The sequence below is a fragment of the Endozoicomonas sp. NE40 genome, from assembly GCF_040549045.1.
In the GTDB taxonomy this organism is placed as follows: Bacteria; Pseudomonadota; Gammaproteobacteria; order Pseudomonadales; family Endozoicomonadaceae; genus Endozoicomonas_A; species Endozoicomonas_A lisbonensis.
This window is the reverse complement of record NZ_JBEWTB010000002.1, coordinates 3768339-3788683: the sequence shown is the minus strand read 5'-3', so window position 1 is coordinate 3788683 and position 20345 is coordinate 3768339. Positions and strand designations below refer to the sequence as shown.

The window sequence follows — 20345 nt, the reverse complement described above, 5'->3', positions numbered from 1 at the left end:
GTCTTCTTTTTCAGCTCAAGGCTGTTTATCAGCTCAGGGCTGCTTGCTTCGCCTGATCAGTAGAACTGATTCAGGAAGCGCAGGTCGTTCTCGAAGAACTGACGCAGGTCGTTAACGCCGTAGCGCAGCATGGCAAAACGCTCAACGCCCATGCCGAAGGCAAAGCCGGAGTATTTTTTGCTGTCGATACCGGAATATTCAAAGACTTTCGGGTGCACCATGCCACAGCCAAGGACTTCCAGCCACTTGGTGGAACCGTCCGGGTTCTTGCCCCATTCGATGTCCACTTCCGCAGAAGGCTCAGTGAACGGGAAGTAGGAAGGGCGGAAACGGACTTTCAGGTCGTCACGCTCGAAGAACACACGCAGGAAGTCACTCAGTACGCTTTTCAGGTCAGCGAAACTGACCTTTTCAGCCACGTAGAGACCTTCGACCTGATGGAACATCGGGCTGTGGGTCTGGTCAGAGTCGCAACGGTATACTTTACCCGGACACACGATGGCAATCGGTGGTGCCTGATTGGCTTTGGCAAACTGCTCCATCACACGCACCTGCACCGGCGAGGTGTGGGTACGCAGAACGGTGTTGTCGTTGAAGTAGAACGTATCGTGCATAGCACGGGCCGGGTGGTGACCCGGAATGTTCAGGGCTTCAAAGTTATGGTAATCGTCTTCGATCTCAGGGCCACGGGCCACTTCAAAACCGATGCGACTAAAGTAGTCACTGATGCGTTCCATAGTGCGGGTGATAGGATGCACCGTACCCATTTCCTGACCACGTCCGGACAGGGTGACATCAATGGTTTCGCTCGCCAGACGGGCTTCCAGGGCAGCTTTTTCCATCCCTTCTCGTTTGGCGTTAATAGCAGTTTGTACCTGCTGCTTGGCTTCGTTGATCAGACCGCCAGCCTTTGGGCGCTCTTCAGCAGACAGCTTGCCCAGACCTTTCAGCAGCTGGGTCAGCTCGCCTTTCTTTCCCAGAAATCGAACCCGGACCTGATCCAGATCAGCCGCGTTGGCAGCCGACTCAACTTCAGCGAGGGCACTTGAGGTAATTGTTTCCAGATTCTCCATGGGGTTTCCCGATGACAGATGCACTACAGAAAATAAACCGCCAAGTCTAGCGGTTATGGCTCGCTATTGATAGTCGTGGCCTTGCCTGTATTCATCTGCTGACCCTGAGAGCCTGTACAAGGCTTCTCAGGATCAAAAACGGTTTTACTACATGACGGTTTCCATCATCAGCAATTGCACTTGAGGCTTCAACTCAAGGTCGATCGGAGATTCCGGCTGTTGATTGTTTCTTATCAGTCGCTCTAACAGGACTGATATTAAACACCCCCAACAACTCAACATCGGCTCAGGGGCGCGCTGAACGGATGAAGGAACCGACTGCGCAATATAGAGCGGGTTAACTTCATCGGCACCCCAAAGATTTTGATTGCTATGTACATGTCGTCTCAAGCTGAAGCGCTTGATCTTATCCATGTGATCCTGCGAGGGAAATAAGCGTTGTGTCAGGTGGTAATAAACCGCAACACCGTTTGCACTGGGCTGTATGTGGGAAAGCGTCAAAGTAAAAAATGATGAAGCGTGATGTTGGCTTATTCCTTCAAAAAAATCGTTAATACGCTCTACATAAACTGAATCAGGGATAGACCTTGACGCCTCGTCATGCTCATTCCAGTAAAAGCGAAAAGTAAGGCTCAGACAATATTCTATGTAGTATTGCACATTATTGCCGACTTCCGGCGCATTGGTGATGACATCCAGCCCATTATTTTTGAGTAGCTCCTGAAGCGGAACAGGCTGAAGCGGAACATGCGACAGCGTCGCACGCTCACCAGTAGCTTCAGGTTCTTCGTTAGCCTGCCCGGTTAATGGTGCGGCTTCTGTCGGTACGGAACCTGAAGGTTCAGGTGCCGCCTCTCCACTTTCCTGTGTAGCGGTTTCAGGTTCTGTAGTGGGCACAACTTGTTCCTGCTGAGCCTGCCAATGCGTGAGCATCTCATTCATGCCATCTGCCGGGCGGGAGGTGCGGCTGTGTTCAGCATTCAGCCTGTCGGTCAGATATTGCCTGATTGCCTCGCTGTTCACAGAGCCATTGGTATTTGCATGAGCAGTAAGGCGGATTCTCAAGTCAACAGCGGTGTGTTCATCGGCTGATACACCCTGAAAAGACCAGCTGGTTACTCTTCTTTCATCCATTAACGACTGCATGCCAGTCTCAATAGTGGACAATAAGGTATTAGAACTCATGTGACTGGTTATTTCACTGGATAACCGAATATTGATCGTTCTTGAATGGGTGCTCTCGAAGTCTGTATTAAAGTGCCGCCTGTAGATTCGACTTCGGTTCAAATAGTTGATCGCATCAATTTGTGTAAACAGCAGTGCCATTCTCTCTTTCTTTGCTGTTTGGGATTGAACACCCGTCGATTTTAAAGCTCTTCTCACACTGATCTGAAAAATCAGGTGGGCATCAGCGGCTTCATTTTGAGTTATTTCACTGACACTGAAAGCACTGTTATAGAATCGGCTGATATCGACAGCGCCAAACGAGTTGAGATGAAAAACAAACGATCTCTGAGTTCTATTGTCCACCACCTGATAGAAGTACTTTACTCCGGGTCTGTCATTTTTATTGGCTGCCTGCACATTCCACGAAAAAGCACTTATGAACAACAGCCATACTACTGCGAGACCAAAAAGCATGGGTTGACTGTTTCTTACCATTATCCGCTACCTCACAAAGCCACTAAATTTTGATTTTTTATAGGTTTGCTTTTTTAAAGAAAGTAGGACAGGTGCTATTTGTCGTCTTTCATTTTATGAAGCTTCAGATAAAAATAGCTCTATCCTTAACGCTGTCTAATGATTTCCATCATTCACTAATAATGACCGCCAGCGTCATGGTACGGCTTAGCCAGGCCTCAAGATTTCAATACCAGCGAACGATATGAACGTTAACCCGAATGCAGGAATTAACCATGTCGTCACTGAGCCTGACCCTCCTTATCTTCAGCACACTGATACTATCCAACAACAGTTATTCGGCACCTGTGCCTGCCGGACAAAGAGGCAATGAAGCCACCTGTTACACCTTTAAAGAAAAAGGCTGGCAGTTTTACAACAACATGAAACGCCCAAAACTGCCTGTTGTTGGAGATAAACAGGAAATGCTGCTCATTCCCGACAACCAGTACCAGACCGGTGTAGCCGCTGCCATTTCCAGCCCGGTAAAACCTCCTTTTGAGGTGACCTTCAGTTACAGCACCTGGGACGATGACGGGAGTGAGTGGGCGATCTGGAACTCTGCCGATGGACTGGCTTTCTTCTTCCTGAAAGATACTTCGGACTATGGCACACCACCGGATGGTGACAGTCTTGGCCTTAAACAGGAAGGCGATGGTTATGCCGTCCTGTTTAAACTCTATGGCTCCCGCAGCATCTCCCTGACCGGACAGAATAACAGGCTCCTTGATTGGGACCGTTTCAGAAAAGCCTACTCCCAGCGTCAATGGATACCCGTCAAAGTGGCGGTGACGAAGGACCGCATTCGGGTTTACGCCAATAACCAGCCGGTTCTTAATCATCACGCTGACCTTCATACCCGTTATTCCGGTCTGGGCTTCTCTGCAGGCACCGGTGCTGCTGACGCTGAAATTGCCGTTAAAAATCTCTGTATCACACCGTTAGAAACCAGAACCACACAAACAGAGTCCGGCGAACCATCAGAGCCCCCCACCGTCAAAGACAAGAACTTCATCCCTGCCCCCGGGCTGGAGGGGTTAGACAGCTGGCCCGTATCGCCTGACAATATGCCCCCCCAACCCTGACTCCATTATTCTGTTAGAAAGAGCCTGAAGCAGAAGGGTTAAATGGGAAATGTTGGTGAGGTGGGTGAGGTCGCGGATGCTCCTGAAGCCGCAACAGGTTGGCACTCGTCGTGGTATTACCCCCTCGTTGAATGAGTTCGTACCTAATTTCTTCAGCCGGTTGTTCTCCGGGAGTATCATCTTCCTCATCACTAAAAGTAATGGCTATTTCTTGCGTTTCGGTTCCTGCCCGGTCATCTGCTTCTACAGAAAACGGAACTGAATTAAATTCAAAGGTCACATGAACAGGGATACCGGCATCATTCATATAGATACGGGCCGGGATCGAAATTTCGCTATGTGTATCTCTGCTTGCAAAAGCTCTCGCGACAAAAGTGACGTTGTAATAACCACTCCCCTCAGAAGAAACTTCATAAGTAACAGAATTAAAAAGCGGTGAAAAAAGAACTCTCTGATAACCCAGGGCCCGTGCATGACCTCCCGTTAAATTAATGTTAGGAAAATGAGTCATGATGACATTAGTCCAATGCTGTTCAGTCAGAGAACCTGCTTGTTCGGACTGACGTGAGCGATGAATATCCGTTAATGACGAAAGAGAGGGGCCTTCTGGTTCACCGAACCCCACTGCCGGGGAGCGTTCAGCCGTTTCGAGGTTCCGGGCATAAGTAGCATAGCGAATCCCTCTTGCAGCTTCTTGCTGCAAATTCGCAGGGATGAAGATTAAGGTCGTTTGAGGTTGATTCGCTGTAAGCGTTGTAAAGATTTCATATGTTCTGTCTGAGTCGCTTTGGCCGGGATGACGGGTTCGTGCTTCCGCCTCCGTCTCGACAGCTCTCTCATGGGCTCGTGCTTCCTCATCCGTCAGCACGGTAAAAGAAAGGTCGCCAAGGTCACTATTAGAATTAAATTTCAGAACATAGTTGAGTGTACTGCCTGATGCACTATCGGTTAAAACACCGAACAGCATGAAACAGAACAGGGTAATGAACCTGAAGTGGTTTATTGGGCCATTCATAGAAAACCTTTGGTATTGAAAAAAATAACATGACTTAATCCATAAGCTCTTTAGTTTGTTCAGAAGATGGATAACGCCGAACGCCCTCCTGAACAGGCGGTAAAGTCTAGTTCATCGTTTCAGAGGGCAAGACGATTTCTCACCATTTTTCTTTCTTCAGAAGGACAGAAATTGATTTTGCAAACCTCGTCGAAAAATTCTGCAGGAACCGCCTGGTCATCATCGGATTTATCTGCCTTTAGCAAAAACCCCTATGAAGGTTCTGCATCTTTGATTAGAATCGCCAGTTTGATAAGTAGCCATCGCAACGTTTGTGGAACCGAATGCAAATCAAGGTAAATGACCAGCCAGTCACCATTAAAAGCGCCCTGAACCTCAGGGAGCTGCTAAAAGTACTGAGCCAGGAAGAAAAAGGGGTGGCTCTGGCAATAAACAGCCAGATTGTCAGTCGTTCACAGTGGAGCAACCACACACTTGCAGACGGCGACCAGGTCACCCTGATTAAAGCGACCGCTGGCGGATAACAGGGGTGGTTGAATAGCTGAACCGTCCAACCTTTCTTTCTTATTACAACAGATCAGACCAGAATGCTGAAAATCGCGGACAAACTATTTAATTCCCGACTGTTTACCGGGACAGGGAAGTTTCAAAACCGACAGGCCATGACAGAGGCCATTATCGCTTCTGACAGTGAGCTGGTGACCATGGCGCTGAAACGGGTCGACCTGTACTCGCAGGATGACGACATTCTGGAACCATTACTCCAGCAGCCACACATCAACCTGTTACCCAACACGTCAGGAGCCCGGGACGCCAAAGAAGCCGTTTATGCAGCACAGCTGGCACGGGAAGCCCTGCAGACCAACTGGCTGAAACTGGAAATCCATCCCGACCCGAAATACCTTCTGCCTGATCCCATCGAAACCCTCAAAGCCTGTGAACAGTTAGCGCAGCAGGGTTTTATTGTTCTGCCTTATATCCATGCCGATCCGGTTTTGTGCAAACACCTTGAAGAAGCCGGTGCTGCTGCCGTGATGCCGCTGGGCTCTCCCATTGGCAGCAACCTGGGTCTGAAAACCCGTGAGTTCCTGCAAATCATTATTGAACAGACCCAAGTACCGGTTGTAGTCGATGCCGGTATTGGCAGTCCCTCGGATGCGGCACTGGCTATGGAACTGGGTGCAGACGCCGTGCTGGTAAACACCGCCATTGCCGTTTCCCCGAATCCGGTCGCCATGGCTATTGCGTTTAAAGAGGCTGTCAGCGCAGGCCGCAGAGCTTACGAGGCAGGTCTTGGCTCACGAAGCCTTGAAGCACAGGCCAGCAGCCCCCTGACCGCTTTTCTGGATGATATGTGATGAGTTTTCTCGATACATTCAACCGGCTCGACTGGAATGAGATAAAACTCTCCATTGCCAGTAAAACCGCTGCCGATGTGGAGCAGGCACTCTCTGACCGTCGTCTGAATCACGACCAGTTCCTTGCCCTGATTTCACCGGCGGCCAGCCCTTATCTGGAACTGATGGCAAAGAAAAGCCTGCAGCTGACCCGACAACGATTTGGCAACACCATTCAGTTATATATCCCTCTGTACCTGTCCAACAAGTGTACAAACATCTGCACATACTGCGGCTTCAGTCTGGGCAACAAAATTCGTCGCAAAACGTTGTCGATGGATGATCTGGATGCTGAGATCAAAGCGATCAAAGCCCATGGGTTTGAACACCTGCTACTGGTCACCGGAGAAGCACCGGGAACTGTTGGGATGGACTATTTCCGTCAGGTTCTGCCAAAGCTGCGTATGCACTTTTCCCACATCAGCATGGAAGTCCAGCCGCTGGACCAGAGCGATTATGAAGAACTGATGAGCCTGGGGCTGGACGCTGTTCTGGTCTATCAGGAAACCTATCACCGCCCGACCTATAACAAAGTACACTTACGCGGCAGCAAAGCAGACTTTGATTACCGGCTCGAAACCCCTGATCGTCTGGGCAAAGCGGGCATCGACAAAATCGGCATTGGGGCACTGATTGGTCTTGAAGACTGGCGCACCGACGCCGCCATGGTAGCGGCACATCTGGATTATCTGGAAAAAACCTACTGGCGTACCCGCTACTCCATCTCCTTTCCAAGGCTGCGCCCCTGCGAGGGGGAACTGAACCCTGTATCGCTTATTTCCGACCGGCAACTGGTACAGCTTATCTGTGCTTACCGACTGTTCAAACCGGAAGCTGAGCTATCGTTGTCAACCAGAGAATCAGCCCGTTTCAGAGACAACGTTCTACCCCTGGGGGTCACCACGATGAGTGCTTTTTCCAGCACCCAGCCTGGCGGTTATGTAAACGACGAGTTTCTGGAACATACGGCACTGGAGCAGTTTGCTATTGACGACAATCGTCGTCCTGAACAGGTAGCGGATGCTATCAAAGCCAGAGGGCTTGAAGCGGTCTGGAAAGACTGGGATGGCTGTTACTCTCACTGACTGGCAACAGGTACATAAGCAGGGGGGCTGCAAGAGCAGTCCCTGCAACAAAAGCTGAGTTTAATTCAACGGCCTATTTCATCCCACTCTTTCAGTCGCTGGTAAAGCACATCCTTAATGCGCACACGCTGTGTCTTCAAGCCGACAAAATGCTCGTCACTGGTCGGAACATCGCGCATTTCCAACCCTCTGACTTTGTGGTCCAGTTCTGCATACACCCTGCTCAGGCGCTGAAACTCCTGATCATTCTGCTTCAACATGGAAACGCGATCCTGCATCAGATCAAAATCGTCTGTCAGGTTGTGCTTGGTTCTGAGCATTGCCTGCCCTCCTGTTGAGTACAGGCAAAGTCTAGTACAACATCGGCACCTACATACTCCCCTTCGATTTCCCGGGCTTTTGCTTAAAATCTTCTCTTTGATAAGCTTGGCCTACATTTGTTTTCGTAAAAAACCATGAGCCTCGAAGATCACAACCTTTTCCTGCAGGAGATGCAGGACGTTATTCCCATCAAACAATCAGTGACTGCAGACATCAAAAAGTCGCACAGGGAGACCCCCGGACAGCAGCAGCGCCGTCATGCGGCTCAACAGGAGTTGTCTGACCCTAATTTTCTGTCACTGGATAACCCAAAATGGGTTAAACCCCATGATCATCTGGAGTACAAAAAATCCGGTGTACAGGAAGGTGTCTTTAAAAAGCTGAGACTGGCCAAATACGATAATGAAGCCCGGCTCGATCTCTACCAGCACACCGTAAAAGAAGCCCGGGCAGCTATTTTTCAGTTTATTAACGACTGCACAGAGCATGAACTACGCAACGTACTGATTGTTCACGGTCGAGGCCATAACAGCTCACCGCCAGCCAAAATGAAAAGCTACGTCAATACCTGGCTGAGAGAGTTCGATCAGGTATTGTCATTTCACACCGCCCTGCGGGAGCACGGTGGTAGCGGAGCGGTGTATGTATCGCTGCGTAAAAGTGAGAAGGAAAAACTGGAAAACCGGGAGCGGCATGCCAAACGGCAAAACTGAACATTAGCCATATAAACTATACTGGACCATCGTTATTGCCTTGAGCATGAAAGCCTTTTTAATGATGGAGCTACGGTGGAGAACTATCTTGCAGTTCTGCTGTTTTCCTTCACGACTGCAGTGACGCCCGGACCCAACGTGATCATGATCACGAGTTCAGGCTTGAATTATGGCATCAGAAAAAGCCTGCCTCACTATCTGGGGGTCTGTATCGGCTTACCCGTTATGGTGGCAGCCGTCGGCCTCGGCTTTGACGTCGTATTTCATGAATTTCCATTATTACATGAAATTATAAAAGTGACGGGGATACTTTATTTTTTCTATCTGGCCTACCATGTGGCAACGGCATCCGGAACCGCAACCCGCGACAATAAAACAACCCCCTTTACTTTTATACAGGCTGCTGTTTTCCAGTGGATCAACCCGAAAGCATGGATTATGGCCACCGAAGCTATCGCCGCTTACACCACCGATGATAGTGATATTCTTATGCAGGTATACTATATAACCCTTGCTTTTTTTATCATGATGTTCCCGTGTACGGCACTCTGGCTCTTTTTTGGTGCCAATCTCAAAAAAATACTGAAAAATGAAATGCAACAGCGATTATTCAATGTTTCCATGGCACTCTTGCTCATCGCATCAATCACGCCTGTCATCATCGAACTTGCCTTGAAGTATTTTCCTTAATCACAGCGGCTTTTCCAGAAAAATCAGTTCAAAAAAAACGGAGCAGCATACCAGCCGGCAGAATTGACCTCTTGTATTTTGTGCTAACGTACCTTTCAAAATCCACAATTCCGGCTACCTTATTAGTAGCCGGGTACCCGACCACCCTGTCATTGGGGCGTATTCAGGCATAATCAATAACATACTGTTCAAACGGATGATGATGAAACGCCTGAAGTATTTTGTCCCTTTCCTGCTGGCCTGTTCGTCAGTCGTATTCTCTGCTGACCTTTATGAGTACAAGGTAGAGCAGTCCTATGTAGTAATCGAAGGAAACTCAAGCCAGGGTAGTTACTTCCCGGCAAACCCCGGGCCGGTACAGCCTACCTCCTATCAAAAAGCCCTGGACAGCCATCAAATACCCCGATTAACCATCACAGGCGAACCGGGCTGGATACACCTCAACGAAATCGCCTGGAAGACCTTTTACGATCATATTCGCGAACCCGTCTCCTACAGCTTTAACGGCAGAGAGGTTCCGGCACGCCCCAGTTCCCAATTTTCAGATAACGAATATTTCTGGGATCAGTGTCTGATCAAGGCGGGCTTTGCCCGCTATGCTCATCGGGACATTAATACCCGTGGCGGGCTGGACAGTTTTTTCAGTGTGCAACACCTGAGTGGCTTTATTCCCCGGGAAATTCTGTCTGACGGTAGGGAAAACCGGTTATTTCCCGGGCAACATCTATTACTCAGGCTTGACTCAGAACCTGTTCCTCCTCCCGAGATGCTCAATGTTATGCGCGGCGTAAACGCCGTTTACAACATTGTCACCCATTATCTGTACTCCATTTATTACCGGAGACAAAAGTCGCAGATTCGGCAGCAGGTTCAGCCATTGATCCAGATTTACACCGAGGAAAATAAAAATAATCCACCACTGGCTGCTCATGCCGAGTGGCAGGCGTTTCTGCTGAGCCGCGACACAGACCGTCTGAAAAGGGTGCTTCATGCCCTGAGGGAACATACGCGCTGGCTGGAAAGTCAGCGTCAAATCAAAGAGGGCGAGCTGAAAGGACTGTTCTGGCAACGGGTCATGGCTTCTGGAATGGATAACCTGCCCAGCCAGTTTCAACACTGGAAAGCGTTTCAAACAGAAGCAGCGGGATTGGAAAAACCGGACTATTACGACCTGTTGATCAGGAAAAATGATGCGTCCTTCGATATTTCAGCCCAGATGAAGCTTCATTACGATGCCATGGCAAACATTGAAGCCCAACTCAACTATCCGGAAAATGCAAAGGTCTGGCAAACTAAATCAGACAGACTGAAGTCGCTGATCAACCAGTGCATGTGGGATGATGAATACCGTTTTTACTTTAATGTGAACAAGTCCTGCAACAACAAAGACCAAACCTACACCCTGTCCGGATATTGGGCGCTGTACGCCAACATCGCTAATCCCTCCCGGGCCAAAGCGATGCTCAGGTTTCTGAAGTCAGCCAGTCATTTTAATACTTACATGCCATTCCCGACACTGGCAGCCAGTCATCCGGAATTTAGCCCGACGGGAAACTACTGGAAAGGAGGGGTCTGGCCGCCACTCAATTACATTACCATTCAGGGGCTGATGAACTACAGCCAGATGGTTCCTGAAGCCTGGGACATTGCGGTAAAAGCCACCAGGCGTTATCTCGACCTGCTGTCCAGTACCATGGAGGGTTCCTGTTTGCTGGATAACAGCATGAAAGGATCATGTTTGCTGGAAAGTACCAGGGATAGTGAGCATTCTTTTGCTTCCAGAATCTACGAGTACAACAACCCATCGACCGGAGGCAGAGGTTCATCGCCTGCGGCACAAGGTTACTTTGTTGGCTGGGGAGGACTGGGGCCGATAGCGCTGATGCAGGAAGTGGCAGTTGGGATCAATGTTATGCCAGGCGAAATCGTCTGGTATGTAAACCGGCATGACACTCACGGAATAAAACATCTCAATATTGGTCAGGCCAGTCTTGATCTGAAGCTAAAAAGCAGGTTCCCTGAGTTTACCCCGGAGGATCTGGAGGTGTCGGTCTATGGTGATATTGCCTCTACAGGTATCAGACAGATCAGGGTCATCAATAAATCAACGAAGAACAGTTTTACCTACCCGCTTGTTCGTCGGAAATCGCTCTCTACAAGACGTTAACCAATGGATTTTTCATCCCTAAAAAAACGGGGTTATGGTAAAACCATAACCCCGTTTTAAATGCAGTTTGAAAAAACTTAAGCCAGAGAAGCTTTAGCCTTTTCAACCAGCTGACCGAAAACGGCCTTGTCGTGCACAGCGATGTCAGCCAGAACCTTACGGTCGATTTCGATCGCAGCCTTCTTCAGACCAGCGATGAAACGGCTGTAGGACAGACCGTTCATACGCGCACCGGCGTTGATACGGGCAATCCACAGAGCGCGGAACTGACGCTTGCGCTGACGACGGTCGCGGTAAGCGTACTGACCAGCTTTGGTAACAGCCTGCTTAGCTACGCGGAAGATGCGGGAACGCGCTCCGTAGTAACCTTTAGCCTGCTTCAGAACCTTCTTGTGACGACGGCGTGCAACGACGCCACGTTTTACACGTGCCATGAGCTATATCTCCGAATAAAATGATCTAAAAAGCGATGATTAGTCGCGCAGCATACGCTTAACGAGACCAGTGTCTGCAGCAGATACCATGGAGGTACCACGCAGCTGACGCTTACGCTTGGTAGTCATCTTGGTCAGGATGTGGCTCTTGAAAGCGCTCTTGCGCTTGTAACCGGAAGCAGTTTTCTTGAAACGCTTCGCGGCACCACTGTTAGTTTTCATTTTTGGCATGAAAAAGCACTCCGCATTCGCGATCACTCATCTCATTTCTCCCGAAAAAGTCCGAAGAGAAAAGGACGCCCGTTTCAGGGCCATACCCTACAGGGTATAAAAGGAGTGTCGGGATAGTTTAAAAAACAAAGCAAGCCCCACAACGCTTTTAAATTTCACGAATGAAATTAAAGAGCGCATAAAAAACCGGTCACTTCGCTGTACGAAGCGACCGGTTTCTCAGTGAAACATCACTTCTTCTTTTTCGGGGCAATCACCATGATCAGCTGACGGCCTTCCATCTTAGGACGCTGTTCTACGGTTCCGAGCTCTTCCAGGTCTTTTTCAACCCGCCGCATCAGATCCATACCCAGCTCCTGGTGGGCCATCTCACGACCACGAAAACGAAGGGAAACCTTCGCCTTGTTGCCCTCAGTCAGGAAACGTACCAGGTTGCGCAGTTTTACCTGGTAATCCCCATCTTCAGTACCCGGGCGAAACTTAACTTCTTTCACCTGGGTTTGAACCTGTTTCTTCTTGGCTGCAGCCTTCTGCTTCTTCAACTCGTACTGGTGTTTACCGTAGTCGAGGATTTTACAGACGGGAGGCTCGCTGTTGGCATTAATCTCAACCAAGTCCAGCCCCGCTTCCCGGGCCCTAGCCAATGCGTCGTTCAATTCAACAACGCCTACCTGCTCACCATCGGCTCCGATGAGGCGGACTTCTCTGGCACGGATATTTTCATTGATCGGCGCTTTTTGTGGACGACGATCCCGGAAGCTGTTGCGTCTGATAGGTGTATCTCCTGTAAAGGCAGCCAAGAAGCGTATCCGGTTTGAGTCGTAACAACTTAAACTTTTCAGTGTAAAAATCGTCTCAAACCAGAATTTGGTGTCGATTACGCAGTTCGGCCACGCTTGTTAACGTCCGCTGCCAGCAGCTCGACAAATGCCTCGACAGGCATTGTACCAAGGTCTTCCCCGGTACGGGTACGAACGGCAACGGTTCTGTTTTCCATTTCCTTATCTCCAATAACAATGAGATAAGGCACCTTGTTTAAGGTGTGCTCGCGAATTTTAAAGCCGATCTTCTCATTTCTCAAGTCCGCTTTTACCCGATAACCGTTTTCGGTTAATCGCGTCTCAAGTTCAGAGGCATATTCAGCCTGTCGATCGGTGATGTTGAGAATCGCTACCTGCTTCGGTGCCAGCCACGCAGGCATCGCACCTTCGAAGTGCTCAATCAGGATACCAATAAATCGTTCGAAGGAACCCAGTGTAGCACGATGCAGCATAACCGGCGTCTGACGTTCGCCATTTTCATCAACATATTCGGCACCAAGACGACCCGGCATGGAGAAGTCTACCTGCATGGTGCCACATTGCCATACCCGGCCAATGCAGTCTTTCAGGGAAAATTCGATTTTCGGTCCGTAGAAAGCGCCTTCGCCCGGCAGTTCTTCCCATGGCAGCCCTTTAGCGTCCAGGGCTTCTGACAAAGCTTTTTCGGCCTTGTCCCAGATCTCGTCGGAACCTACGCGCTTTTCAGGTCGGGTCGACAGTTTGTACAGCATATTGTCAGCCGTAAAACCAAAGTCGGCGTACACTTCATGCAGCATGTCGATGAAGTCACACACTTCCTGCTGAATCTGGTCTTCTGTCACAAAAATGTGAGCGTCGTCCTGAACAAAACCGCGTACACGCATGATGCCATGCAGCGCGCCGGAGGCTTCGTTACGGTGACAGGAACCAAATTCTGCCAGACGCAGCGGCAGGTCACGGTAGCTCTTCAGGCCCTGATTGAAGACCTGAACGTGACAAGGACAGTTCATTGGCTTGATCGCCATGTCCTTGCTTTCAGAGTTAGTGGTGAACATATCGTCACTGTATTTGTCCCAGTGACCGGATTTTTCCCACAGGGAACGATCCACCATCAGAGGTGTTTTGATCTCCTGATAGCCCCAGGCGATCTGCTTCTTGCGCATGTACTGCTCAAGTTCCTGGTAGATCGCCCAGCCGTTTGGATGCCAGAACACCATACCCGGCGCTTCTTCCTGCATGTGGAACAGGTCCAGACGCTTGCCGATCTTGCGGTGATCGCGCTTTTCCGCTTCTTCCAGGCGCTTCAGGTACGCTTTCAGGGCTTTCTTGTCTTCCCAGGCGGTACCGTAGATACGGGTCAGCATTTCATTGCTGGAATCACCGCGCCAGTAAGCGCCGGCAACACGCATCAGTTTGAAGGCTTTCAGTTTGCCGGTAGAAGGTACGTGCGGCCCACGACACAGGTCCATCCACTCTCCCTGACGGTAAACAGAGATGGTTTCACTGTCTGGCAGGTCGTTGATGATCTCAACCTTGTACTCTTCGCCCAGTGCCCTGAACGCGCTGATGGCTTCGCTGCGGGACATCACAACACGTTCAATGTTCATGTCCTGTTTGGCCAGTTCACCCATGCGCTTCTCGATCTGTTCCAGATCGTCCATGTTGAAGGCACGCTCGTAAGAGAAGTCGTAGTAGAAACCGTTGTCGATCACCGGACCAATGGTCACCTGAGCACCCGGGAACAGATCCTGGGTCGCCATCGCCAGCAGGTGAGCGGTGGAGTGACGAATCACGTCAACACCTTCTTCATCGCGGGAGGTGATAATGGACAGTTCGGAGTCTTCGCTGATCAGGGCGCTGGCGTCCACCAGCTCACCATTAATACGACCAGCCAGAGTGGCTTTAGCCAGGCCAGGACCGATATCCTGGGCGACTTCCATGACAGAAACGGCTTCAGCAAACTCGCGTTTGCTGCCGTCGGGAAGCGTAATAACAGGCATGGGAAATTTCCTTAAATGTTGTTCAGTTCAGTGGCAGCTCGTACCAGAAGCTGCTTGTTTTCCGTTCATTGCAGCCCATACCAGAGGCTGCGAACGCTTGTCAGGCAACCCATACCAGGGGTTGCCGGATAACCATCATAGAGCAATAAAAAAAGCAATGACAGTGGCAGGCCGATCACTCGACCCGGCCAGAAATAAGCGGCACATTGTGAGAACTTAGTGAGTAGTTTGCAAGTACACGGAAAAGTTTTGTCAGGACCGAAACGCCTGCAACTTCTCAAGCTGCTGACCATCACGGGTAAAGTTGTCCGGATGCAGCCATTGTTCAAACGCTTTTTTCAATTCGGGCCACTCGCTATCCAGCATACTGAACCAGGCCGTATCCCGGCTTCTGCCTTTGTAGACGAGTGCCTGACGAAAAATACCTTCAAACGTAAACCCAAGCCTTAAAGCCGCCTTTCTGGAAGGCGTATTCAGTGAGTCGCACTTCCACTCATAACGTCGGTAGCCCAGCACCTCAAAGGCGTGTTTCATCATCAGATACATCGCCTCGGGTGCAATTAAAAGTGTTCTATCCAGTGGCTTTCCAGTACTTATTCCAGTCACCATTAGCCCTTAAAGTTCTAAGGTTCAACATATCGTGAGCATGCTCTGGTTTCCACCATGCTCCGGGAAGTTTCAACCGGGTTTGAACAACAGAACGATTGGAGCTCTCTATTTCACCTGAACCGATAGGCAAATTGGCAGCTTCTGCCGCCTGATAATCAAATTGTCCGGGACGATTCCTGATATAGCGATGACACTCTTCCGATTTGTTGGCTTCCTTTCCAACCTTACCGTTACGATAAGGCTCAAGCTCTGCCAGAACTCTCTCTGACTCACCTGCTTTCATTCTTGTTTTTTGTTCATCAGTCCATTTTTTACGGGCTTTTTCATCTTTTCCAATGCACTCTTTAGCAGCATCTGCGATGTACTCACAAAGGTGATAGTAATCCACCAGAAAACTTCCCTGAGATGCGAATACGCGGTCTGCCTGGCTGGCAATCCACTTAGCCCCATCACTTACACAATGAATAGATGACTGCCGATTCAAACCTTGCTCAATAGCGCAACTCAACCACTGATCGCCTGCTTCACCGGGCTCTCCCATAACTACACGATGTCGCTTATCGCAACTTCCTTGTTCATAAACCAAGCAAAGCTTGGCCTCTTGCCAGTCAACTTTTCTGGCCTTGCGCTTGTCGCCTTCAGCTTCTTCATCAAAAAGAACCACTGGAATCATGCTGCCGTCCATTTCACCAATCAGCTGCTTGCCTTCTCCTACACATTCCTGACAATTTTTCAGGGAAGCTTTAGATTGCTCACTCATGCAGCGGGCGTGACCCAGGGTAATGGCTCGTACTGATGACTCAGGTACGATAACGCCATAATGCTCTTCCATTTTCTGTGAAGCTGTTGCAAAAGAACTGTCTGATGCAAAATCCACCAATCGCCGTTGTAACGGTAAAGAGTAGTCACGACAGTGGATATGGGCATTCTCGGAAAAAGGGCGTATACGATGCCCTGCAACGGTCAAGCATCGCTCACAGAGACGAACTTTGCCGTAAGTGGTCATCCAGTGGAGGTCTTTTTTTTAGTATTTGATTCAGAGTGAAGATCGTGGGCCTCTTCAAACTTTTGCTTCTCTTTATGGGCTCCCCAGTCCGTCAGAAGCTCATTCCCCAGTTCTTTAAGGTTTTCAATGACAGCTTCCTCTGCTTCATCAGCCCGGTCAAGATGACCGGACTTGGCTTCTACCAGACTGATCAATTCAGATACTCTTTTTTCAAGCTCTGGATGGGCAGCAAGTTTTTCCGCAAGGGTTTTGGAAGTAGACATGGAACGCATCGGGTGAAAAATGAACTCTTAGCATTATGGCCAAGTTCTGGGAAATTGCTGACCGGGGAACACTTTTAATTGCACCCCATCGCCTCCGTAGCAGCAGCGGTTTTCTGCAGAACCGGTGAAAAATGAAGATGCCCGACTTCAATAACCCCGTGTTGCGGATTAATACGCAGGTAACTGGCCAGTCCCACGGCCTGACCTGTGTGACTATCAATAATGGCGTAAAACATGGGGTCCTGACTGCGACTGATGGTCTGCAACCAGTGTATAAAGTCTTCTGCGTCCGACGCAGGCTCGTGCAGCAGGTAGGTCCATTCCTGCTGGTCAGTGCTGGCATAGAGCGTTTCATATAAATCCTGCCCATGCTGGTCGACATTCACCCTTTCCAGTTGGCAATAACGACCTGTCAGTGCCGTTCCCTCAGGAAAAGGGACGGATCGCCACTCAGGCATTGGCATGCCAACCGGTTGTCCAAGGTGGTTATGTTCTGGCGTCATAGTGACCAACTCCTCTTCAAGACTGGCCTGAGAGGATAGACAGGCTCTCTCTGGCACAAAAGAACCAGTCAGCAGAAAAACAGGGAACCAATCCCGGTTTCAGTCAGAGGGCTGGTCAGTAGTGCTTAACGCTCCGTTATTGCATCTAACAAGGCAGCGCCATCCAGACGGAACTTTGCCCCTTTATATAACTCCACTAATTAACTCCACTATTTAACTTAACGACGATTCATAACGGATAAGGCTGCTCTCCGGAGGTTCGGGCATGGATACAGGCTACTCACAAATCAGACAATGGAAGCATGAGTGTGACGAACTTTTAAGAAAGGGCTACCGGGATTACCATCCAACTCTTAACGATCAGGGTCAGTTAACAGCCTGGTCTGTCACGATGCTAAAATGGCAAAACATTGAAACACTGAAAAAATACTTCGCCCATTTTTCTTTAGCCGCTGATTATATGGCATCTACTCTGGGTCAAATAGAGCCAAGACTTCTGACCATGCGAAAAATACAGCTGGCTGACACTGTGATGCCCGAACATTTTGAAACAGAATTAAAAAAGGCCGAGCAGGGCTTCAATAATGAACAAGCCGTTAAAGAGCTGATCAGTGAGTTTTCAAATTTAACTCTGAAAAGCCTTGCTGATCAGCTGGAGCAGACTCTGAATACCCCCGGCGCACAAATACTGGATGCAATGGACAAACTCCAGACATTTTTCAATGGCCTTTGTGATCCCGCCTCAAGGATCAGCCTTACATCCCCTGAAGGAAAAAGAGAGTTTCAGAGTTTACTGTCAGAAATTTACGGGCGCATAAGCTTTACCTGTTGTTACAGACATGGCAACACCTCACCAACAACTATTGAAGAAGAACAACAGCAACTGTTGCTTCTGGAAAATGTTTTGAATTCATGTGTGATCGAAATTGAAAATACCAGACAGTCTCACTTCCTTACAGAAGCAGCAAAACAACTCCACCTGCAGGACATGAAAGAAGAAATGCTGAAATATCTGGGAACACAGAAAGATTCCATTTCAGCCAGAATTACCCTGTGCAATCCCAAAGAGATGCCTGTTGCGGAAGCGCCAGAGGATGAACAAACTGCCAGAGCCAGTCAGAACGCCCTCCCTGTCGATAAAATGCCATTCATAACAGTCACTCCAGCCAGGACACCGGGCCTCAGAAACCACAACGGCACGAATTGCTTTGCCAATGCCGCTTTGAAACAAATCATTGTTGGCCTGTCACCAGCAGACCTGCTGGATATTCGAACAGCCTGTGCCAAAGCACCTCCTGAGCAGTCAGCAGTTATGGCTTCTTTTTTACAGTTTGCCGATGCCGTTATTGCCCAGCGAATCGGCAAAACGGTTTATACCGACATTAACAAACTGCACCTAAACCTGCTTGAAAGCCTGGTCACATTTGGCCTGCAGGGAGATTCCAGCGAAGCCCAGACCATGAAGGCTCTACTGGTCGATGGTGCCGGGGGCCAACAGGACTCTCAGGCCTTTGCTGCCTGCCTGATTGATCTGTTAGGTCTCAGGAATCACTCTCAGGAACTGTGTCGCTCCGAAGCCACCTTCAGCCTTGCAGACGAACATAAACGAAGTCGCACAGGAAGTTCCACGCTGTATTATCCAATATCCCTGAAAACAGGTTCCTCTCTGGCCAACTACTTCGAGCCAGAGTCTGAGAAGATGGAAGGCGACAACAGCGTCGAATGGGAAGATAAGCACTTTACCAATGAGAACGGCATGCAGGTTGAGCATGTTACAAAAACAAGGTTACCCTCAGTCAAAATAGCCTATCCGGGCAACCCGGCTCCCCAGGACCTGCGGCGCATTCGTATTCAGGCAAAGCTGTTTGATTATGACTGGCAGAACCAGCAGGGGCTTCGCTCCCCCGAAGCAGCAAGAGAGTTGATTCTCAATCAGACGGATACACTTCTTCCAATTCTGAATACCACTACTCAAAATATCGAACAGGTGCCTTTTACAATTCATTCAGTCGTTGTGCATCTGGGAGGAGCATCGGTGAACTCTGGTCATTATGTCACTCTGGAACACCAGAATGGCCACTGGTATCTGCATGACGACTACTTTGTAACAGAACTGCACAATGGCATCGAGGGTTACCTTGAAGAACACCCCGGCGCAGCACCCTATCTGATCGACCTGACCAGAACAGTTTCTTCTGCAGAACAAAGCGTACATGAAACACAAAAAAACAGGCTATGAGAAAAAAAGCAGCGATAATAGAAGAGGCTGACACTGATACCAGGTGATACTTTTTTCATGAACATCATAGTACTGACAAAACTAAACTCTATTCCTCCTGTTAAGAATTGTCTGAAAATATCTTCCGTTTCCCTCGTCATCTCCGCGTAGGCGGAGATCCACTACTCGTGGTGGATTCCCATCTTCATAGGAATGACGAGAATGAGGAGCTTATTTCGTGACAGTTCCTTACCGTATTAACAACCATGTTCAGATGCTAAATCCTGCCACATAAACTCATCAGAATGTGGATAAAAATACTGAGGTTATTGCTGTGCCTTTTTTTAAGCCCAAAGTGAAAACGTCCAACCCAAGCGAAGCACTGAAGTTATTTACCTGTAACCGCCTTGCTGGCAGGAGCGTTGAAAACCTGATTTTATATTGTCACGGAGGTTATGAGCAGATGTCACCCAGCATGAGCAACCCTTCCCGTGATAGAAAGTTTACCGTCCCTCCCTGGGTATCTATCTATTTTTATGCCCCCCACGGTACTGAAATGTACTCAGACCTTTACCGTTTTATGCGTGGATCTTATGAACCCTACATCATCTATACAAGCAATGAAGTGTGTTTTGATTATACGCTGGCACGGATGGAAGAATACTCAGGATCTAAACGTTTTATAAAACAGACTTTTCTGGATTATCGAAGCAGCTTAGGCAAAAGCGACCTTAAGCGACCCAGCAGGTTGTTTGATATTCTCTGCCCTACTGATAACTGGTTCATTCGTTTAAGTGCAGTTCTCGACATAATGAAAGACCAAAAAAAACTCTCCGGGTACCGCAAGGTGCATTGCCTGTTTTGCCGGAGCATAGTTTTCTCCCCCTCTCAATCCCCTGCCTGTAGTGCAGACGTTCAGCCACTCTCTCACCTCCCTTTTTATGATCCAACAAGGCAGTTACCTCCCAATATTTATCAGAGCGATTCAGGAAGGTGGCTGATCACAGACATTGATGTCATTGACATGCCAGATACTGAAGGTTGACATCCTCAAT

Annotated in this window: 21 protein-coding genes; 9 read left to right on the top strand and 12 right to left on the bottom strand. The window is 49.1% G+C overall.

Annotated elements, in window-relative coordinates; genetic code table 11:
* Positions 1–56: 56 nt before the first annotated feature.
* Complete coding sequence (pheS, locus tag V5J35_RS18025; RefSeq protein WP_354008476.1) at positions 57–1073, bottom strand: phenylalanine--tRNA ligase subunit alpha; 1017 nt, start codon at positions 1071–1073, stop codon at positions 57–59.
* Between the two features lie 147 nt (positions 1074–1220).
* Entirely contained in the window at positions 1221–2735 is a 1515-nt protein-coding gene (locus V5J35_RS18020) for a hypothetical protein (protein WP_354008475.1), read from the bottom strand.
* 254 nt (positions 2736–2989) lie between these two features.
* On the opposite strand from V5J35_RS18020, the gene V5J35_RS18015 reads away from it, so the two are divergent.
* A complete protein-coding gene (locus V5J35_RS18015) occupies positions 2990–3838 on the top strand; it encodes a hypothetical protein (protein WP_354008474.1) in 849 nt (282 codons plus the stop codon).
* 13 nt (positions 3839–3851) lie between these two features.
* Here the strand turns inward: V5J35_RS18015 and V5J35_RS18010 are convergent, their stop codons facing one another.
* Positions 3852–4853 carry a hypothetical protein gene (locus V5J35_RS18010; RefSeq protein ID WP_354008473.1) on the bottom strand — a complete coding sequence of 334 codons (1002 nt, stop codon included), beginning with the start codon at positions 4851–4853 and terminating at the stop codon, positions 3852–3854.
* A 323-nt stretch (positions 4854–5176) separates the two neighbouring features.
* On the opposite strand from V5J35_RS18010, the gene thiS reads away from it, so the two are divergent.
* The 3 genes from thiS (at position 5177) to thiH (ending at position 7335) form a co-directional block, all read left to right on the top strand.
* Positions 5177–5377, top strand: coding sequence for a sulfur carrier protein ThiS (gene thiS, locus V5J35_RS18005; RefSeq protein ID WP_354008472.1), 201 nt, complete (start codon positions 5177–5179; stop codon positions 5375–5377).
* 63 nt (positions 5378–5440) lie between these two features.
* Positions 5441–6211 carry a thiazole synthase gene (locus V5J35_RS18000; RefSeq protein ID WP_354008471.1) on the top strand — a complete coding sequence of 257 codons (771 nt, stop codon included), beginning with the start codon at positions 5441–5443 and terminating at the stop codon, positions 6209–6211.
* On the top strand, positions 6211–7335 hold the full coding sequence (gene thiH / locus V5J35_RS17995) for a 2-iminoacetate synthase ThiH (protein ID WP_354008470.1): 1125 nt from the start codon (positions 6211–6213) through the stop codon (positions 7333–7335). The genes V5J35_RS18000 and thiH overlap by 1 nt, the downstream gene beginning before the upstream one ends.
* A 65-nt stretch (positions 7336–7400) precedes the next feature.
* Here thiH and V5J35_RS17990 read toward each other — a convergent pair whose 3' ends face one another.
* Complete coding sequence (locus tag V5J35_RS17990; RefSeq protein WP_354008469.1) at positions 7401–7655, bottom strand: HP1242/YdcH family protein; 255 nt, start codon at positions 7653–7655, stop codon at positions 7401–7403.
* A gap of 135 nt (positions 7656–7790) precedes the next feature.
* On the opposite strand from V5J35_RS17990, the gene smrA reads away from it, so the two are divergent.
* The 3 genes from smrA to V5J35_RS17975 all read left to right on the top strand — a co-directional run bounded on the left by smrA (position 7791) and on the right by V5J35_RS17975 (position 11226).
* Positions 7791–8369, top strand: coding sequence for a DNA endonuclease SmrA (smrA, locus tag V5J35_RS17985; RefSeq protein WP_354008468.1), 579 nt, complete (start codon positions 7791–7793; stop codon positions 8367–8369).
* A 75-nt stretch (positions 8370–8444) separates the two neighbouring features.
* Positions 8445–9059 carry a LysE family translocator gene (locus V5J35_RS17980; protein ID WP_354008467.1) on the top strand — a complete coding sequence of 205 codons (615 nt, stop codon included), beginning with the start codon at positions 8445–8447 and terminating at the stop codon, positions 9057–9059.
* A gap of 196 nt (positions 9060–9255) precedes the next feature.
* Positions 9256–11226, top strand: coding sequence for an MGH1-like glycoside hydrolase domain-containing protein (locus V5J35_RS17975; protein WP_354008466.1), 1971 nt, complete (start codon positions 9256–9258; stop codon positions 11224–11226).
* A gap of 77 nt (positions 11227–11303) precedes the next feature.
* Here the strand turns inward: V5J35_RS17975 and rplT are convergent, their stop codons facing one another.
* From rplT to V5J35_RS17935, 8 genes are all read right to left on the bottom strand, one after another.
* The gene (gene rplT / locus V5J35_RS17970; RefSeq protein ID WP_262566516.1) at positions 11304–11660 is read right to left on the bottom strand and encodes a 50S ribosomal protein L20; all 357 of its coding nucleotides are present in this window, start codon (positions 11658–11660) and stop codon (positions 11304–11306) included.
* 39 nt (positions 11661–11699) lie between these two features.
* Complete coding sequence (gene rpmI, locus V5J35_RS17965; protein ID WP_135507615.1) at positions 11700–11891, bottom strand: 50S ribosomal protein L35; 192 nt, start codon at positions 11889–11891, stop codon at positions 11700–11702.
* Between the two features lie 230 nt (positions 11892–12121).
* On the bottom strand, positions 12122–12691 hold the full coding sequence (gene infC, locus V5J35_RS17960) for a translation initiation factor IF-3 (protein WP_456077457.1): 570 nt from the start codon (positions 12689–12691) through the stop codon (positions 12122–12124).
* Between the two features lie 77 nt (positions 12692–12768).
* A complete protein-coding gene (gene thrS, locus V5J35_RS17955) occupies positions 12769–14691 on the bottom strand; it encodes a threonine--tRNA ligase (protein ID WP_354008465.1) in 1923 nt (640 codons plus the stop codon).
* A 252-nt stretch (positions 14692–14943) separates the two neighbouring features.
* A complete protein-coding gene (locus V5J35_RS17950) occupies positions 14944–15300 on the bottom strand; it encodes a GNAT family N-acetyltransferase (protein ID WP_354008464.1) in 357 nt (118 codons plus the stop codon).
* Positions 15263–16306, bottom strand: a complete 1044-nt coding sequence (locus tag V5J35_RS17945) for a UPF0236 family transposase-like protein (protein WP_354007956.1) — start codon at positions 16304–16306, stop codon at positions 15263–15265. Before V5J35_RS17945 ends, V5J35_RS17950 begins: the two co-directional genes overlap by 38 nt.
* Entirely contained in the window at positions 16303–16569 is a 267-nt protein-coding gene (locus V5J35_RS17940) for a hypothetical protein (RefSeq protein WP_354007673.1), read from the bottom strand. The genes V5J35_RS17945 and V5J35_RS17940 overlap by 4 nt, the downstream gene beginning before the upstream one ends.
* Positions 16570–16643: 74 nt before the next feature.
* Positions 16644–17072 (bottom strand): GNAT family N-acetyltransferase, encoded by a 429-nt coding sequence (locus V5J35_RS17935; protein WP_354008463.1) that lies wholly within the window; start codon positions 17070–17072, stop codon positions 16644–16646.
* A 265-nt stretch (positions 17073–17337) separates the two neighbouring features.
* On the opposite strand from V5J35_RS17935, the gene V5J35_RS17930 reads away from it, so the two are divergent.
* Together V5J35_RS17930 and V5J35_RS17925 are read left to right on the top strand one after the other, a co-directional pair.
* Positions 17338–19311, top strand: coding sequence for a ubiquitin carboxyl-terminal hydrolase family protein (locus V5J35_RS17930; protein ID WP_354008462.1), 1974 nt, complete (start codon positions 17338–17340; stop codon positions 19309–19311).
* A 313-nt stretch (positions 19312–19624) separates the two neighbouring features.
* On the top strand, positions 19625–20335 hold the full coding sequence (locus V5J35_RS17925) for a putative adhesin (protein WP_354016461.1): 711 nt from the start codon (positions 19625–19627) through the stop codon (positions 20333–20335).
* The last annotated feature ends 10 nt before the right edge of the window (positions 20336–20345 follow it).

What these genes read in the sequence shown, in the direction of transcription:
- V5J35_RS17975 (WP_354008466.1), top strand. Translation starts at nt 9,256, where the DNA reads ATGATGATGAAACGCCTGAAGTATTTTGTCCCTTTCCTGCTGGCCTGT.
- smrA (WP_354008468.1), top strand. Translation starts at nt 7,791, where the DNA reads ATGAGCCTCGAAGATCACAACCTTTTCCTGCAGGAGATGCAGGACGTT.
- rplT (WP_262566516.1), bottom strand. Translation starts at nt 11,660, where the DNA reads ATGGCACGTGTAAAACGTGGCGTCGTTGCACGCCGTCGTCACAAGAAG.
- V5J35_RS17990 (WP_354008469.1), bottom strand. Translation starts at nt 7,655, where the DNA reads ATGCTCAGAACCAAGCACAACCTGACAGACGATTTTGATCTGATGCAG.
- pheS (WP_354008476.1), bottom strand. Translation starts at nt 1,073, where the DNA reads ATGGAGAATCTGGAAACAATTACCTCAAGTGCCCTCGCTGAAGTTGAG.
- thrS (WP_354008465.1), bottom strand. Translation starts at nt 14,691, where the DNA reads ATGCCTGTTATTACGCTTCCCGACGGCAGCAAACGCGAGTTTGCTGAA.
- rpmI (WP_135507615.1), bottom strand. Translation starts at nt 11,891, where the DNA reads ATGCCAAAAATGAAAACTAACAGTGGTGCCGCGAAGCGTTTCAAGAAA.
- thiH (WP_354008470.1), top strand. Translation starts at nt 6,211, where the DNA reads ATGAGTTTTCTCGATACATTCAACCGGCTCGACTGGAATGAGATAAAA.
- V5J35_RS18020 (WP_354008475.1), bottom strand. Translation starts at nt 2,735, where the DNA reads ATGGTAAGAAACAGTCAACCCATGCTTTTTGGTCTCGCAGTAGTATGG.
- thiS (WP_354008472.1), top strand. Translation starts at nt 5,177, where the DNA reads ATGCAAATCAAGGTAAATGACCAGCCAGTCACCATTAAAAGCGCCCTG.
- V5J35_RS17940 (WP_354007673.1), bottom strand. Translation starts at nt 16,569, where the DNA reads ATGTCTACTTCCAAAACCCTTGCGGAAAAACTTGCTGCCCATCCAGAG.
- V5J35_RS17945 (WP_354007956.1), bottom strand. Translation starts at nt 16,306, where the DNA reads ATGACCACTTACGGCAAAGTTCGTCTCTGTGAGCGATGCTTGACCGTT.
- V5J35_RS18000 (WP_354008471.1), top strand. Translation starts at nt 5,441, where the DNA reads ATGCTGAAAATCGCGGACAAACTATTTAATTCCCGACTGTTTACCGGG.
- V5J35_RS17930 (WP_354008462.1), top strand. Translation starts at nt 17,338, where the DNA reads ATGGATACAGGCTACTCACAAATCAGACAATGGAAGCATGAGTGTGAC.
- V5J35_RS18010 (WP_354008473.1), bottom strand. Translation starts at nt 4,853, where the DNA reads ATGAATGGCCCAATAAACCACTTCAGGTTCATTACCCTGTTCTGTTTC.
- V5J35_RS17935 (WP_354008463.1), bottom strand. Translation starts at nt 17,072, where the DNA reads ATGACGCCAGAACATAACCACCTTGGACAACCGGTTGGCATGCCAATG.
- V5J35_RS18015 (WP_354008474.1), top strand. Translation starts at nt 2,990, where the DNA reads ATGTCGTCACTGAGCCTGACCCTCCTTATCTTCAGCACACTGATACTA.
- V5J35_RS17950 (WP_354008464.1), bottom strand. Translation starts at nt 15,300, where the DNA reads ATGGTGACTGGAATAAGTACTGGAAAGCCACTGGATAGAACACTTTTA.